The organism is Candidatus Paceibacterota bacterium, assembly GCA_028714275.1.
In the GTDB taxonomy this organism is placed as follows: domain Bacteria; phylum Patescibacteriota; class Minisyncoccia; order Phycocordibacterales; family CAINVO01; genus CAINVO01.
This window is the reverse complement of the sequence record JAQTMP010000015.1, coordinates 1-15,776: the sequence shown is the minus strand read 5'-3', so window position 1 is coordinate 15,776 and position 15,776 is coordinate 1. Positions and strand designations below refer to the sequence as shown.

The window sequence follows — 15,776 nt, the reverse complement described above, 5'->3', positions numbered from 1 at the left end:
GACTTCGACGAACCACGGCGTGGTCAACGGTGCAGCCATTTTGAACGGGGACTCTATCAACTCCGGTACCATCAATGGCAATACCACGCTGAACGGTACTTCCTTCAATGCTTCGACAGTAAATGGGGATCTGACATTCGGCACTTTCACTTCAGCTTATGGCCAAGTGACTCTTTCCGGCTCGACTAATTTTCTCGGCACGAGCCATGTCTCCGGAAGCATTCTAGACCACGTGGGCAATCCAATCACCTCGTGGTTGTTCAAAGATACAAGCGTAAATGCAGGCTACACGATAGGGAACTCATTCTTCAATGCCTCATCCACCAACACCGGCACGGTTGTCGGCAATGCCTACTTCAGTGACTCATCGTCAAACGCAGGCACGGTCACTGGGACAGCTGATATATATTATTCATCCGCTACTCCTTTGGGAGGAACCACAGGTGGGGCAGTCACGTACCACTCGTATCCAAACTCCGATTCATTCAGCAATATTTCCGGAGACAATGATTGGAACAATCTCTCCAACTGGTTTACGGATACGACACTCGCTATTCCTCTCGGCCGCACACCGACAACCGGTGAAAATATTGTGCTCTTCGCCTCGACCACCTTGCCTTCGGATATCACAAACGATGTCTTCTTTGCGGTAAGCAGTAGTACCCTAAATGGAGCCGGACACACCCTCACGGGCAATCTTTCTGGTAACGGAGCCTACACTGCCGTCTTAGGTTCGCAGCCAGCTTATGGTTTCAGTATTCAAAACATTACGGTCACAGGTTCATCTACGGCTATTGGAGGGGATGGATCAAAAGGTGGAGTCATCAATCTCTTAAATGCAGTCACTGGCCCTGTTCAAGTAAATGGTGGTGATCCAGTAGGCGATGGAGGAGATGGGGGCTTTATCAATGCCACCAGTGCTAGAGCTATTGTATCAAATACTCCAATGGTTGCGGACGGAGGAGCCGCCCAGGTCTGCGGCTCTGGAGGGAATGGGGGAAATATCAATCTAATCGATACCACAGGCTACGTCACTTCTGTCAATCCTGGATCTGGAGCGGGTAGCTGTGCCGTACCAGCGGTCCCGGGAGCCGTGTATTCATACTCCACTCCTCCTTCTCCTCCTTCCAACTCATCAGTCGAAACCAACACCCCATCAGGTGGGGGCAGTACAGGCGAATACGTCCCAGGCGTCACTCATCCTGTCACCTTCACCTCTCCTTTTTCTTATGGCAGCAATCTCTTGAATGTCAATCTTCCAAATGCCTTGAATCTCAGACCCCTCCCAGTCTTTGGCGGCACCTCCACCAACTCTTTCTCTTTCAAGGAACCTCTTTCGAAGTTTCTCTTTGAGCCACTCTCCAATTCAATCCAGGCTTTCTTAAATAAAGCCTCGAAACTCAAAACATTTTTGGCAGATCTTGGTATTTCATATTCTCAAGACCTTGCGGCTGCGCATCTTTCTCCAGTAGCTATTCCTACTCAGGACTCAGCAAAAATTCCTCCAGGCCTATTCTCAGTTTCTTTAAATGGCAAGAAAATTTCATCCACCCTCACTTCTAGCGCTGCTCACTCACTCATTCAAAAAATCTTTATCTCGGCCAAGACCAATGCGCCGATTGACATTAGTCTCATTCCAATTGGAACAGGTAAAGTGACGGCTTCTTTCAGCGGAAAAACCTTTATTTTTGCGCAAGATCCAACTTCCAAATCGACTCCTCCTCTATATCTCCTCTCCCTCTCCACCCCCCCAACCCCCGGCACCTACTACCTCACTTCTCCTTCCACCCCCATCACCCTCGAAATCACCATCCTAAAACCTCTCGCCACCTCCACCTCTTCCACCACCCCCTCTTCAGCCAAGCCACCAAACCTCTGGCAGAAGCTGTGGAACCTGGTAGGAGGTTGGTTTGGTAGAAAGTAAAGAATCCATTATTATTAAATTATCCATTTAGCCAATTATTATGTTTAAATTTACAACCGGTATCCTCGACAAGACACGTTTAGCTTCAAATGTCCTGATGTTCATCCTGCTCATAGGTAACATCTTCTTCAGTATCCAATACAATGAGAACCTGAAGCAGCAGGCCATTGCCAAGGCTCAGGCTGAAGCTGATTCTCAGGCTGTCGCTGCCCACATCCAAGTCTCCAGATTCCTCAAGGAATTCATTGATGTGGTCCTAAACACCAAAGGCACCATTGCCTTTGCTGACCGAGTAAAACTCGAAAACGACGTCCAGCAGCTTAAGGATGCTGATATCTTGAAGCTCTGGAATGCCTTTGTAGCAAGCAAGGATGCCAAGTCTGCCCAGGACAATACCGTCAAACTGATGAGTTTGTTGGCGAACAAGATGTTGTAGGGTAGAATGGGGGAATGAAAAAAATAAAAGTAGCCATCAATGGAGCGGGCCGCATCGGCCGGGCTTTTTACAAGCTTGCCTCAAAGCGGGATGATTTAGAGATAGTGGCCATCAACGATCTTGCCGATATTGGTAACATTGCCTATCTTCTTAAATATGACAGTGCCTATGGCCCGAGTGGCCTCGATGTCAGAGTGGGTGAAGATAAAGGAGAGGGTAAGGCGGAAGGCCAAAAAAACTTGATCATCAACGGCAAGGAAACAAAATATTTGAGCGAAAAAGATCCAGCCGCCTTGCCATGGAAAGATTTGGGAGTAGACGTGGTAGTGGAGTCAACCGGTCTCTTTACTAGTCGCGAAAAATCCCAGGCGCATATCACGGCGGGTGCCAAGAGAGTGGTCATTAGTGCTCCGTCCAAAGACGCTGCTGGCGCTCCTCAGGCCGCTACTATCTTGATGGGTATCAATGATGAAAAATTCAAAGATAGCCCGGTCACTTCAAATGCTTCGTGTACCACCAACGCCGCCAGTCCTCTGATGGCTATTCTCGATGAAGCGATTGGGATTGAAAAAGCTTTGCTCAATACTACACATGGATACACCGCTTCGCAGTCTATAGTGGATGGTCCGGCTAAAAAAGATTGGAAGGAGGGTCGCGCGGCGGCCCATAATATAGTGCCCACTTCGACCGGGGCGGCCATAGCCGTCACTCTCGCACTGCCTCAGCTTGCTGGAAAGTTCGATGGCATCTCTTTACGTGTACCGGTGATTGCCGGCTCTATTGTGGATGTTACTTTTATAGCTAAACGGGCGACAACGGCCGAAGAAGTAAATACTATTTTGAAAAAAGCCGCAGCCGATCCTCGCTGGCAGAAAGTCTTTTCGGTCACAGATGAGCCTCTCGTGTCATCTGATATTGTGGGGTCGGCTTTCGCTTCGATTGCCGACCTTGGTCTCACCCGAGTCGTTGACGGCAATCTAGTCAAAGTTCTCGCTTGGTATGACAACGAAGTGGGGTACACCCACGCACTAGTAGAGCACGTCATCGAGGCGGGGAGTAATTTGTAATAAGTAAAGAGTAAAAAAGTAAAATGGATCTTTCGAAGGGTTATGAAAAGATAAAAGCATGGCAAAAAGGCATGGACATAGTCCATGAAGTGTATATTCTCACAAGTACATTTCCAAAGTCTGAAATTTACGGTCTAAGTTCTCAAATGAGAAGAGCCTCTGTTTCTATACCGTCAAATATTGCAGAGGGTTATCGGAGAAAAGGTAAAGAATATGGCCATTTTCTCACTTTTGCCTTTGGTTCAGGATCAGAACTTGAGACACAGTTAAAAATATCAAGACGTTTGGGCTACGCTACCCAAGGGTCTCATTCTAAGATAGAATTAATTTTAGAAGAGGTAATGAAGCTTCTTAATGTTATGATTAAAAATTGTAGGTAGTGTCATTGTTTCTCTTACTCTTTATTATATTACTTTTTACCTATTCGCTTTATGAAAATCTTCCTCGCCTCAGATCATGCGGGCTATGAACTTAAAGAAAAAGTCGGAGTGTGGCTCCGGGAGCTTGACCATGAAGTGGTGGACCTAGGCCCCTATCAGTTTTTGGCTGATGACGACTATCCAGATTATATAAAATTGGCGGCCGAGGAGCTGAGTAAGGCCTGCGTCAAGTACCACTCCTTAAAATCTGTAGCCAACGACCTCGAAATAGATCCCGATTGTGCTCGGGCTATTATTTTTGGCTATTCAGGGGAGGGAGAGGCCATGGTAGCCAATCGTTATCCTGGGGTGAGAGCTACGGTGTATTATGGCGGGCCTATGGATATTATTTATTTATCCCGTCAGCACAATGATGCCAACACTCTTTCTTTCGGAGCGCATTTTGTCAAAGAAAAAGAAGCCCGCGAAGCTCTAGAGCTTTGGATGAATACAGAATTTTCAGGCGACGAGCGCCACATTCGCCGCCTGAAAAAAATTGACCAGCCTTTGGGCCCAGATATTATTTAAAAATCTAATTTACCCATATGTCACGCATAGTTTCAACCCGCATCCTTCCAGCCATCTTGCCAAGTAGCCTGTGGGATTTGACTGACCAGCTGGAACGCTATCGAGGTCTAGTGCCAATGGTCCAGATTGATGTTTGCGATGGCCATTTTACCCCTAAAGCCAGCTGGCCCTACACCAAAAAAGCGGCCGGTCAAGATGGAGAGGCGGGCGATCTTGAGAAATTGATGGACGAGGAAGAGGGCCTCCCTTTTTGGCAAGATTTTAGTTTTGAAATTGATTTGATGGTTAGTGATCCAGAAACAGAAGTAGAGAAATGGATCATGGCTGGCGCCGAAAGAATTATTTTTCATCTCACTAAAGGAAGCATCGAAGAAAAAAAAGAAAAGTTTTTGACATTAGCTAGCGTGCTGCTTGATAGAAATGTTGAAGCAGGCTTGGCTTTGCATCTTGATACAAAAATAGACGATGATCTTGCCCTCATTTCAGAAATCAGAGCTGCGGGAGAGGTGACCGGAGTGCCCTTGCATGTGGTGCAGGTCATGGGTATCACCCACGTCGGTTTCCAAAGCCAGCCTTTCGACGAGAGGGTCATAGGAAAACTCCAAGCCTTGCACACAGCCTTTCCAGATCTCACTTTGTCTGTTGACGGGGCTGTCTCTCACGAAAATGCTGGGGATCTTGCAGACGCTGGAGCTACCCGGCTAGTGGTTGGACACGACCTCACCCAAACCCTGGATGTGGCAGGCGAAATCTCTGCACTCGAGGACAGTTTTTAAAATAGCGACTTCTAAAATTTGGCTAAAGTGAGTTATTTTTTGCTATACTTATGTCAATGCTCACTGATCATGAAATTATAGCTCTTGAAAAAAAGGCCAATGACATTCGCCAGTCAATTATTTCGATGCTAGTCACGGCTGGCTCGGGCCACACCGCCGGGCCTCTGGGCATGGCGGATGTTTTCACGACTCTTTATTTTCATTCTCTCCGACATGATCCCCACAAGCCAGCATGGTCTGAACGCGACAGGCTTGTGCTTTCCAATGGACACATTTGTCCTGTGCTTTATGCGACGATGGCTCACAGCGGGTATTTTCCAATTGAAGAATTACAAACTCTCCGCAAATTTGGCTCACGCTTGCAAGGTCATCCTCATCGCGCTTTCTTGCCGTATCTTGAAACAAGCTCTGGGCCACTCGGCTCGGGACTTTCCCAGGCAGTGGGAATGGCTATTGCGGATCGTATTGACGGTGTCCAATCATCGAGCTCTCAGATCGCTCGCTTTATTTATTGCCTAATGGGTGACGGAGAGCTTGATGAAGGGCAAAACTGGGAAGCCGTCATGCTCGGGGCTAAAGAAAAGCTCGGCCATTTGATTGCGATTGTTGATCGAAATAATATTCAGATCGACGGCTTCACTGAAGACGTTATGCCTATTTCACCCCTTGCTGACAAGTGGAGTGCGTTCGGCTGGCATGTGCAAGAAATTGATGGCAACAATATTCTAGAAATTGCCAATGCCATTGAAAAAGCTAAAACTATTCTTGATAAACCCTCGGTCATTATTGCGCGGACGATACCTGGGCGAGGGGTGGCCGAATTTGAGGGTAAGCCAGAATGGCACGGTAAACCGCCAAACAAAGCCGAGGCGGAGATGGCCCTCCGCGAGCTCCGCACTTTGGGTGGAAAAATCCAGAGCGAGCACGAGTAACCTAAAAATAGCTAAAATTTTTTATAAAAAATGACCCACATCGATCCAAAACTAAATCCTAAAATTTTTGACACCAATGCCGACACCACCATCGAGCAGACGCCTATTCGGAGTGGTTTTGGTGAAGGATTGGTCAAAGCGGGTGAGGAAAATGAGAAGGTGGTCGGACTCTGTGCTGACCTGATCGAATCAACTAAAATGCTGGCCTTTCAGAAAAAATTTCCAGAGCGTTTTGTGGAGCTTGGCGTCGCAGAGCAAAACTTGGCTTCGGTCGCTTCCGGCATGGCCGCTATGGGCAAGATTCCTTTTATCAGTTCATACGCCATGTTTTCTCCTGGGAGAAATTGGGAGCAGGTTCGGACTACTATATGCTACAACAACGTGCCGGTGAAAATTGCCGGCTCGCACGCGGGAGTCTCGGTAGGGCCAGACGGAGGAACCCACCAAGCTATCGAGGATATGGCCCTGACCCGAGTCATTCCCAACATGGTGGTGATTTCTCCATGCGATGCAGTCGAAGCGCGCAAGGCGACCATAGCGTGCGCAAGGACAAGCCAGCCTACGTACCTTCGCCTTGCGCGCGAAAAAACCCCAGTCATCACCACAGAAGAGACTCCTTTTGAGATTGGCAAAGCCCAAGTTTTTTTCCAGCCAGATACAGCCCGCGCCAACGCCATTGCTTTGGCCAAAATCAATAGTCAGTCCTTGCTCAAAAAATCGATACCCGCAAAACCAGAAAAAATAGTCCACCAGATAGATGTCGGCATCATTGCTACCGGCGCCTTAGTCTACAAAGCTATTCGGGTAGCTAAACACCTCGAAGGGCAGGGGGTTGCGGTAAAAGTACTCAATCTCTCCACCATCAAGCCTCTTGATGTCGAAGCGGTGACTGATCTTGCCCGCGAATCAGGCGCCATCGTCACGGTTGAGGAACATCAAATAGCAGGGGGCATGGGGAGTGCCGTAGCCGAATGTCTAGCCAGCACTTGTCCAGTGCCGATGGAATTTATCGGAGTGCGGGATCAGTTTGGTCAGTCGGGTACACCTGAAGAATTGCTGGAACATTACGAAATGGGTGAGAGACATATTACCAAGGCTGTTAAAAAAATCCTCAAGAGAAAGTAAAAAAAGAAAAAACCGAGGGTGCTACGCTCGGTTTTTTTGTTTAAATTTTTTCAGGTCCCCATTCCACTAGATGTGCTGGGCATTTCTGACGTATCCTCCACGGATACAGATATAAATGCCAAACGGACTTTCTCGCTTGATAGTCCAATCGTCACACACCCTCTTTTCTTCGTTGGGGATATCGTGCTGATCGGTCACCGCGAAAACACTTTCACGAACGAGGTTTGCGTTGCCCACTATCAAGATCCTTTTTTCGATAGTCTCACCCTTGCACCATTCAGCCATGGATTCGATGCAATCGCTGCCGATGTTTTGGTTGAGGTATTTTTTTTCCAGGATTCGGACGGTGGTCCGGACTCCCTCGAGGATATTGTCGCGCACATCGAAAGGTCTTTTGTCATTGCCGTCTTTGAGCACGATGACCATGTCAAAGCAGGGCACGTGGCTCAGGCGTTCTTTTTGAGTAATCTGACTGATTTTGCTGCGGACACGCTGCGCTGCCCGCCGTAAGCCATCCTGAGTCTGACAGATCTGGTGTCCTGAATTGACAAACAAGGTGCTGGCGTAGCCCAAAACTGCTGCTGGATTTCTAAGCATAAGTTTCAAAGGGTTTCAATTTTCACTTTCTAGAGCAACAATACCTGTCTTGGCTATATATTGTCAACAGACCAACCTTGGGGTGCCTCCAATAAAAATTTTTCCAATTGTTCGCGATTGAGAAGCCCTTTTTGAGCGCCGACTTGCTGTACGACTGAGGCTGAGTTGACGCAGCCCCATTTCAAAGCCTCTGAGATGTCTTTTCCAAGGACCAGGGCGACTATAAAGGTAGATGAGAAAGCATCGCCAGCACCGGTGCGTTCATAAGCAGGGCGAGGATCTGGATACTCAGGAACAAAAAGAGAGACAACAGTGTTTTCCTGGCCCACTTGATTTTTTTCAACGTAACGAGCGTACGCTCCGTCTGGCCCATCGGTGATGACTACAATTTCTGGCCCAAGAGCGGCGATTTTTTCCAATAATATTTTTACCTGAGCCTTACGCTTTTCTTGCGTCCCTGGATGGGCTGCGTTGGGCATTCCTAATATCAGTTCCGCCTCCTCGACATTGCAGAAAAAAACCTTGCTTCTTTTGTATATTTCCGCAAGGGCTTCCTTGCCGAGTTTTATTTGAAAAGTGCCCGGTTGAAAAACCAAATTGACTTCTGGATGAGCGATGAGGTATTGCTCAATTTGCTTGTGATAGTCTAGAGCATTTTCACCAAGGGAGCTGAGGTAAAGCCATTTTGGAGAAATGATTTCAGGCAGCTTGTAGGGGTAGGTTTCGTGTTTAATTAAAATAGTGCGCTCTTTTTCAAACCAGAGGACATAATGATAATTGGTATTCAGATCTTGATGGACCGTGATGAGGCTGGTGTCCACGGTTTCTTTGTGTAGGCGGTCCAGGCACTCCCGCCCATGCTGATCACCGCCGATATCTGTCACTAAAGCGGCTTTGAGTCCAAGGCGGGCAGCAGAGACGGCAGCGTTGGCGCTGTTGCCAACAGCTGGCACCTCTTCGGCAAAATCGTAGGGTATTTTATCTGCAAAAGGCATGCAGAGTTCAAGCGCGCCTGATTCAGCATTGTGATTTTCGCGGGCAATTTTCAGACGGATAAAAGCGTCAATCACGGTATCTCCGATGGCGACAAATTCGATGTTTTCTTCCGAGGTTTTCATTGGGTCTTATTCTAGCATATGTTACAATATATCTCATGCTAAAAGTGAAGTCTTTACGCCAGTATATTTCTGAAGCCTCTGCCCAGAAAAAAGCCATTGGCCATTTCAATATTTCCAATCTCGAAGGTTTTTGGGCGGTGGTCAGAGCGGCTCAGGCTGTTTCCGAGAAAGTTTTTGGGGAGAAAAATAAAGTGCCGGTGATTGTGGGGACATCAGAAGGGGAGAGAGACTTCATTGGCCTCACTCAGGCTGTGGCTTTAGTGAGAAGCGTCCGCGACTCCGGGCAGCCAGTCTTTTTAAATGCAGACCACACGTATTCTTTTGAAAGAGTTAAAGAGGCTATTGATGCTGGGTATGATATGGCTATTTTTGATGGGGCCAAACTTTCCATTGAAGAAAACATCACGCAAACAAAAAAGTGTGTCGAGTATGCTCGGACAAAATCCAGCGGTTTTTTGTCAAAAATTTTTTGGAATGACCCGCGTGATATTTTACTCGAAGGAGAGCTCGGCTATATTGGTCAGTCGTCAAAAATTCTAGACGCTATTCCAGAAGGAGCCATGGTCAATGCTGAGGCTTTAACCAAACCTTCCGATGCTGTGCGTTTTATCAAGGAGACAGGGATTGATCTTCTCGCTCCCGCCGTTGGAAATTTTCATGGCATGCTCCGTGGCGGTAAAGACCCCGCCCTCAATATTCCTACCGTCGCTAGCATATACCAAGCCGTCGGTCTTCCGCTCGTTCTCCATGGGGCTTCTGGCAACTCAGCTGAAGACATTGCTAAAAGTGTTGAAAACGGGGTGGCTATTGTGCATGTCAGCACAGAGCTCAGAGTAGCGTATACAACGGCCCTCAAGGCCTCCCTGGCAGCCCAGCCGGATGAAAATACGCCCTACAAGCTCAGTATTCCAGCCCTGAATGCCATGCAGAAGCTGGTTGAGAAGAAAATCCGTATTATTCAGCGAATTGTTTAACGATTGTTCGGCCGCTATTATTTTGATACTATAAAGCCATGTCAGATCTTCAATTTGAAGACAACCAATCAGCCTCTTCAGCTTACAGAGCAAAGACAGGTCAACAATCAAACCAACGAAGACCCCAAGTAGTCTATTTTTTGGCGCTGGTGGTCGTAGTAGTAGTGGTCATCGCTGTTTTTTTAGCTATCCGCGTCACCGCTCCAAGTCATCAGCCTATTACGCAAGAGCAGATCTATCAAAAGTAATTTTTATGTCAAAAATAAAATTTGGAAAAAAATCCGGCTTTACTTTGATTGAACTTTTAGTCGTCATCGCCATCATTGCCCTTTTGTCGGCGGTGGTTTTGGTGGCTTTGACTTCAGCTCGCCAAAGAGGGAGGGATGCCCAGCGTATTTCAGATATTCGTCAGCTTCGCAATGCTCTCCAGCTTTATTACACTACCAATAAAACTTTTCCAACTTCTCTCGCGGGTCTAGTGCCTACTTATATTTCTAAATTGCCGACAGATCCGCTTGGCAACACGGGCGCCGCCTGCCGCAATGGCAGCTATTGCTATTCTGTAGATGTCATACCCAACCCGACCACTTATCATGTTGGAGTCCAGATGGAGGTGACTACACTTTCGAATGATCAAAATTGTAATAGTCTGACCGGCAGCAATTGCCAGGTTTCAGCGGCCTATGTCAACAATACTACCAGTCCAAACAAATCAGTCCCCTTTAATGGTTCCGTTTCTTATATCTACGATCTCATTCCTTAGCAGATGAATTTTGCTCGGCGGTTGATTTTTCTTGGTTCTTGGGTATACTAGCGCCATGATTACATTAAACGTTGAAAAGCGAGATACCGCTCATAAACTGGCGACTTTGCGCGCTTCGGGCAAAATCCCAGCAGTTTTTTATGGACGTAAAGAGCCGTCAACGTCTATTTCCATCTCCAAAATTGATTTTTTGAAGGCATGGAAAGAGGCTGGCGAATCTTCAGTTATCACTCTCAAAGGTGATAGCGACGACCACGAAGCCCTTATCCACGATGTCGATCTTGACCCTGTATCTGGGGTTGTGCGACATGTTGATTTTTATATCCTTGAAAAAGGCAAAAAAGTCAAAGTGCATGTTCCGCTCGAATTTATCGGCGTGGCTCCAGCCGTCAAGGATCTAGGAGGCTCATTGGTAAAAGTTTTGCACGAAATCGAAGTCGAAGCTTTTCCAAAAGATTTGCCGCACTCATTGAACGTCGATATTTCTACCCTAGCTACATTTGAAAGCCAAGTTTTGGCCAAAGAGATCGCCCTGCCTGCAGGAGTTGAGTTGATGACACAAGCAGATGAAGTGATTGCCTTGACCAACGCTCCTCGCGAAGAAAAAGAAGAGGAAGTCGTCCCAGTTGACCTCGCCGCTATCGAAGTAACAGACCAGAAAGGCAAGAAAGAGGAGGAAGTGCCGGCTGCTGAGTAGTGCCATTATATAGCGTGTTATCCAAGAAATTGGACGCTTGTTTTTTATTCCTCTATAATAGGGGTCATGTCCCCAAGATTTCTATTTGGTCTTAGTTTTTCTATTTTAGCTGTCTCTGTCTATAGTTTTGTTCAGCCTATTCAAGCTGTCTTTGCTCAGTCTGCGGATACCACAGTAGTTTGTGATACAGAAGCTCAAAAAGCCGTCTGCCGGGCCCAACTTCAGCAGCTCGAAAACGATATTGCCAATGTCTCAAGTCAGCTCCAGGCAAAACAAAGCGAGGGAGCTTCGATTCAGCGAGATATTTCTATTCTTGATCTTCAAATCAAGCAAGCCCAATTGAAAATCCAGGCTCACCAGCTGGCCATTAAAAAATTGGGCAACGATATCACCGTCAAGACCAACACCATCAATGCTTTGACCGATCAGATTGGCCATGGACAAGACTCTCTGGCCCGGATTATTAGTCAGACTCAGCAGCTCGATGACTATTCCTTGCAGGAAGCTTTTTTGAGTGGGGGAGACCTCTCCACTTTTTATGTGGACCTTGATGCTTACGCCTCCATAGATTCTTCTTTAAAAAATATTATTGATAGTGTTCGCACGGCTAAAGGCCAAAATGAGCAGGCCAAGCAGCAGCTTGACCAGCAGCGCAATCAGGAAATCGATATTGAAGTAAATGTCGAGACTGAAAAGAAAAAAATTGTGACGGCTCAAAATAGTAAAAAAGAATTACTCGCTTTAAATAAAAATCAGCAAAAATCATATCAGTCGGTCTTGTCTGACAAGCAGGCTCAGGCAGCCAAGATTCGCAACGCTCTTTTTGCTTTGCGTGATGCGGCTGCTATTCCTTTTGGAGATGCTGTGACTTATGCTCAGACAGTAGCCAACAAAACAGGCGTTCGGGCAGCCTTCGTGTTGGCTATTATCCAACAGGAAAGCAACCTTGGTTCCAATGTAGGGTCGTGTTATCTTGCGGATCAAAACGGAAATGGTACCAAAGTAAGCAACGGAGCGGCTGTTTCTAACGTGATGAAGCCTGGGCGAGATGTCGAGCCATTTATTGCGTTGATGAGTCAGCTTGGGCGTGACCCATATCATACGCGGGTGTCTTGTCCGTTTACGACGGGTTATGGAGGCGCCATGGGTCCGGCACAGTTTATCGCCTCGACCTGGGCGCTCAATGTCGGCCGCCTGCAAAATGCTCTCAATGTTTCCGTGCCGGACCCATGGCGCCCTCTCGATGCTTTTATGGCGGCGGCTCTTTATATGGAGGATCTTGGGGCAGTGGGGGGTAGCTATACGGCTGAGCGCAATGCTGCTTGCCGCTATTATTCCGGCCGCACCTGTTCTGGCAGCAACAAGTTTTATGGTGATCAAGTTATGGCAAAAGCCACGGATATTCAAGGCAACATCGATATTCTTCAGGGCAGCTAAAAAGCCGCTCGGTTGCCTTTTTGGAGCTTTCTGATATACTCAAAAAACCTAAAAAATATGAAAAAAGATATTCATCCAGACAATCACCGACCAGTCCTCTTCGTAGATGCCTCAAACGAAGCTCAGTTTTTAATTTCTTCGACAGTCAAGACTGTTGAGGAGGGTATATACAAAGCAGACGGCAAAAAGTACCCTCTCTTTCGAGTGGAAATCACCAGCGCTTCACACCCTTTTTATACCGGTCTTGAAAAATCTCTCGACAGCGCCGGCCGCGTAGAAAAGTTTAAAGCTCGTCAGGCCAGCAGCAAGGCCAGCCCCAAGAAAGCCACTCCAAAGACAAAAAAATAAATATTTTTGAAAAGAGTCATCACTTTCTGATGGCTTTTTTCTTTGGTACACTAAAATCACATGGCCGAAATAAATTTAGAACAATTTAAGCAAAATCCCAAGACCGCGTATTTTGCAGGTGAATACGAGAAACTTTCACGTCAGCGTGAAGAGGTTTTGGCTATGTCCGAGAGTGACCCTTCATTTAAAGAAATGACTGATCAAGAAGTGGCCACGATTGACGAGCAACAAAAAATGCTCGTGGAAAAGATGACTGAGATCGTCAAAAGCGAAGAAAAAGAAGAAGAATTCCCTTCGGAAATTATTTTGGAAGTGCGCGCCGGAGCAGGTGGGGAGGAGGCTTCACTTTTTGCTCGAGAGTTGGCTGAGATGTACAGACTTTTTGCCGCTTCGCGTGGCTGGAGCTCTCGTATAGTCGGCGAATCGGAGTCTGCCGTCGGAGGGTACAAGGAAGCCTCGATTGAAATCAAGGGCAAAGACGTGTACCGGCTGTTGCGTTTTGAAACAGGAGTCCACCGTATTCAGCGAGTACCGGCCACCGAAAAAATGGGCCGTGTTCACACCTCGACCGCTTCGGTGGCGATTTTGCCTATTCGCTCAAAAGTCAGCGTGGACATAAATCCAGCGGATATTGAAATGGAATTTTCTCGCTCCGGTGGAGCAGGTGGACAGAACGTCAACAAAGTAGAAACGGCCGTCCGACTGATCCACAAACCGACCGGCATAGATGTCCGCTGTACTTCCGAGCGCAGCCAGCTCAAAAACCGTGAAAAAGCGATGGCTATCCTCGTGGCCAAGCTCGAAGCCATGAAGCAAGAAGAGGATGCCAAAAAATTTGCCGCCAATCGCAAGTCTCAGATTGGTACTGGCGATCGTTCCGAAAAAATTCGTACCTACAATGTTTTGCAAGATCGTGTCACCGATCATCGGATCAAAGAATCCTGGCACAATATCGAGGGCATTTTCCTCGGCAAAATTGACAACATTATCGAAGGCTTGGAAAAATACCAAAGTGATTTGGAGAAGGGGATAGTGAAGGAATAAGCGACACGAGTCGGCAAGAAGGCGGTTTCACGTTTGGTTTTTATAGTGTCTGAATGTCTTTTTTCTCAACATGTAATATAAAGCATAAAAAATATGTCTTATATTACATGTTGAGAAAAAAGACACATATCTTCTTTCCCCCTTGTTAAAGCTTTTTCATAAATAATTAAAATAAAAAGGGGTTCGCGCCGAAGTGCGCGAACCCCTACATCTTTTATCCCTTAAGCGGCAATCAGGCAGACAGCTTTCGGCTCTTCCGGAACGTAGCCGACGACGAACTTGGCAAGGAAGCCAGGACGGGGGTCCTTGATTTCCTGCCACTTGCCGTCGGGGTCCTTCATCTGGAAACGGAAGTTGTCGGTGACAGACCAGAGATTCCGGTGTTGTTCCATTTGCATCATGGTGCCGACAAACACCTCCTTCCATTTCTGACCTTCTTCGCCGATGTCCTTGTACACGCGAAACATTTTCCGGCGGAGGATAATGTCCTGGGACTGTTCCCAGTAGTGACCAAGCCCGACCACCTTTGCTTTCATTCCGTATTTCCATTTTTCCGGAATGCTAGTCACGGCCCGTGCCCCGAGAGATGACTTTTGGTTTCCGGTGGAATGTTTGTCCACACGGAAGACCGCAATGTCGCCACGATGAACCCTGTCGGTCGAGCGTTCATCCGTGAAGTAGGGTGCTTCCACTCCGGCCCTGATTTTCATCAGCTGGCTGAAGTAGAAGGCGAAGTGCCGCACTTCGCCTTCGAGTACGTACTCGATCAGCCCCGCTCCGGGTAATTTGCCGGTGCCCGGATTGATGGCCACAATTTTTCCGACCAATACCTGGTCGATAGGGGCAACCCCTTTTTGATATGCAATTTTTAACATAACCTTAGCTTTCTTTTTGCTGCAATTTATTCCGGTATCGTTCCCAAGCCCTAAGCCTGGGTACCAGATTCTGCCCCATATTATATCACATATAAGGGATTTGTCCATAGCTTAATTTTACCCCTTATTTTAGGCTTAAAAAGGAACTTGACCCATCAAAGGATATGTGTATAATTACCTCCACGACCTGAAAAAGGGTCGCGAGACCTTTGACAATTGAATTATTAGAAAGAACGTATTTAAAATACGTGCAAGTTTCTATTTAAACCAAAATAATTTCCAAAGAATGAGCAAGGATCGACACAAGAGATTTCTACGAACGCAAGTTCCTATTTTTTCTTTTGTTCCGTTCGCTTCATGATTTCGATCATGGAGTTTAAAGTTAGAGTTTGATCCTAGCTCAGGATGAACGCTGGCGGCGTGGATAAGTCATGCAAGTCGAGGGGGCCTGTAGCAATACAGGTCACCGGCGAACGAGGTAGTAATACGTAGATACTTTCCCTTTAGTCAGGAATAACTAGTCGAAAGATTAGCTAATACTTGATAGTCTCTTCGGAGTAAAGATTGCAATTTATTGCCTTTGCTAAAAGAAAGGTCTGCGGGATATCAGCTAGTTGGTAGGGTAAAAGCCTACCAAGGCTATGACGTCTAGGGGAGGTGAGAGCCTGACCCCCACCGATGGGACTGAGATACGGCCCATACACCTACGGGTGGCT

General features: G+C 47.0%; 18 protein-coding genes and 1 rRNA gene. 16 read left to right on the top strand and 3 right to left on the bottom strand.

What is annotated here, in order from left to right; genetic code table 11:
• The 8 genes from PHF79_02075 to PHF79_02040 all read left to right on the top strand — a co-directional run.
• Positions 1-1,924, top strand: a 1,924-nt coding sequence (locus PHF79_02075) for a hypothetical protein (GenBank protein MDD5318588.1), incomplete at its 5' end; no start/stop codon positions are given.
• Positions 1,925-1,964: 40 nt separating this feature from the next.
• On the top strand, positions 1,965-2,360 hold the full coding sequence (locus PHF79_02070) for a hypothetical protein (GenBank protein MDD5318587.1): 396 nt from the start codon (positions 1,965-1,967) through the stop codon (positions 2,358-2,360).
• Between the two features lie 14 nt (positions 2,361-2,374).
• On the top strand, positions 2,375-3,427 hold the full coding sequence (gene gap / locus PHF79_02065) for a type I glyceraldehyde-3-phosphate dehydrogenase (protein ID MDD5318586.1): 1,053 nt from the start codon (positions 2,375-2,377) through the stop codon (positions 3,425-3,427).
• 23 nt (positions 3,428-3,450) lie between these two features.
• Positions 3,451-3,807: a four helix bundle protein gene (locus PHF79_02060; GenBank protein MDD5318585.1), complete on the top strand. Its 357-nt coding sequence runs from the start codon at positions 3,451-3,453 to the stop codon at positions 3,805-3,807.
• A 51-nt stretch (positions 3,808-3,858) separates the two neighbouring features.
• Positions 3,859-4,374 carry an RpiB/LacA/LacB family sugar-phosphate isomerase gene (locus tag PHF79_02055; protein MDD5318584.1) on the top strand — a complete coding sequence of 172 codons (516 nt, stop codon included), beginning with the start codon at positions 3,859-3,861 and terminating at the stop codon, positions 4,372-4,374.
• 17 nt (positions 4,375-4,391) lie between these two features.
• Entirely contained in the window at positions 4,392-5,150 is a 759-nt protein-coding gene (locus PHF79_02050) for a hypothetical protein (protein ID MDD5318583.1), read from the top strand.
• A 50-nt stretch (positions 5,151-5,200) separates the two neighbouring features.
• Entirely contained in the window at positions 5,201-6,082 is an 882-nt protein-coding gene (locus PHF79_02045) for a transketolase (protein ID MDD5318582.1), read from the top strand.
• 30 nt (positions 6,083-6,112) lie between these two features.
• Entirely contained in the window at positions 6,113-7,207 is a 1,095-nt protein-coding gene (locus tag PHF79_02040; GenBank protein ID MDD5318581.1) for a transketolase C-terminal domain-containing protein, read from the top strand.
• A 66-nt stretch (positions 7,208-7,273) separates the two neighbouring features.
• On the opposite strand, the gene PHF79_02035 is transcribed toward PHF79_02040, so the two are convergent.
• Both PHF79_02035 and PHF79_02030 read right to left on the bottom strand, forming a co-directional pair.
• Positions 7,274-7,804 (bottom strand): hypothetical protein, encoded by a 531-nt coding sequence (locus PHF79_02035; protein MDD5318580.1) that lies wholly within the window; start codon positions 7,802-7,804, stop codon positions 7,274-7,276.
• A gap of 53 nt (positions 7,805-7,857) precedes the next feature.
• The gene (locus PHF79_02030) at positions 7,858-8,922 is read right to left on the bottom strand and encodes a PfkB family carbohydrate kinase (protein MDD5318579.1); all 1,065 of its coding nucleotides are present in this window, start codon (positions 8,920-8,922) and stop codon (positions 7,858-7,860) included.
• Between the two features lie 35 nt (positions 8,923-8,957).
• On the opposite strand from PHF79_02030, the gene PHF79_02025 reads away from it, so the two are divergent.
• From PHF79_02025 to PHF79_01995, 7 genes are all read left to right on the top strand, one after another.
• Complete coding sequence (locus PHF79_02025; protein ID MDD5318578.1) at positions 8,958-9,896, top strand: class II fructose-bisphosphate aldolase; 939 nt, start codon at positions 8,958-8,960, stop codon at positions 9,894-9,896.
• Positions 9,897-9,934: 38 nt separating this feature from the next.
• On the top strand, positions 9,935-10,144 hold the full coding sequence (locus tag PHF79_02020) for a hypothetical protein (GenBank protein MDD5318577.1): 210 nt from the start codon (positions 9,935-9,937) through the stop codon (positions 10,142-10,144).
• A gap of 5 nt (positions 10,145-10,149) precedes the next feature.
• Positions 10,150-10,659 (top strand): prepilin-type N-terminal cleavage/methylation domain-containing protein, encoded by a 510-nt coding sequence (locus tag PHF79_02015; protein ID MDD5318576.1) that lies wholly within the window; start codon positions 10,150-10,152, stop codon positions 10,657-10,659.
• Between the two features lie 55 nt (positions 10,660-10,714).
• The gene (locus PHF79_02010) at positions 10,715-11,356 is read left to right on the top strand and encodes a 50S ribosomal protein L25 (GenBank protein ID MDD5318575.1); all 642 of its coding nucleotides are present in this window, start codon (positions 10,715-10,717) and stop codon (positions 11,354-11,356) included.
• 66 nt (positions 11,357-11,422) lie between these two features.
• Positions 11,423-12,793: a hypothetical protein gene (locus PHF79_02005; GenBank protein MDD5318574.1), complete on the top strand. Its 1,371-nt coding sequence runs from the start codon at positions 11,423-11,425 to the stop codon at positions 12,791-12,793.
• 57 nt (positions 12,794-12,850) lie between these two features.
• Entirely contained in the window at positions 12,851-13,141 is a 291-nt protein-coding gene (locus PHF79_02000; protein ID MDD5318573.1) for a type B 50S ribosomal protein L31, read from the top strand.
• Between the two features lie 60 nt (positions 13,142-13,201).
• Positions 13,202-14,185: a PCRF domain-containing protein gene (locus PHF79_01995; protein ID MDD5318572.1), complete on the top strand. Its 984-nt coding sequence runs from the start codon at positions 13,202-13,204 to the stop codon at positions 14,183-14,185.
• Positions 14,186-14,406: 221 nt separating this feature from the next.
• Here the strand turns inward: PHF79_01995 and PHF79_01990 are convergent, their stop codons facing one another.
• Positions 14,407-15,060: a hypothetical protein gene (locus PHF79_01990; protein ID MDD5318571.1), complete on the bottom strand. Its 654-nt coding sequence runs from the start codon at positions 15,058-15,060 to the stop codon at positions 14,407-14,409.
• Positions 15,061-15,437: 377 nt separating this feature from the next.
• On the opposite strand from PHF79_01990, the gene PHF79_01985 reads away from it, so the two are divergent.
• Positions 15,438-15,776: ribosomal RNA gene (locus tag PHF79_01985) — 16S ribosomal RNA — on the top strand; the annotation flags it as partial.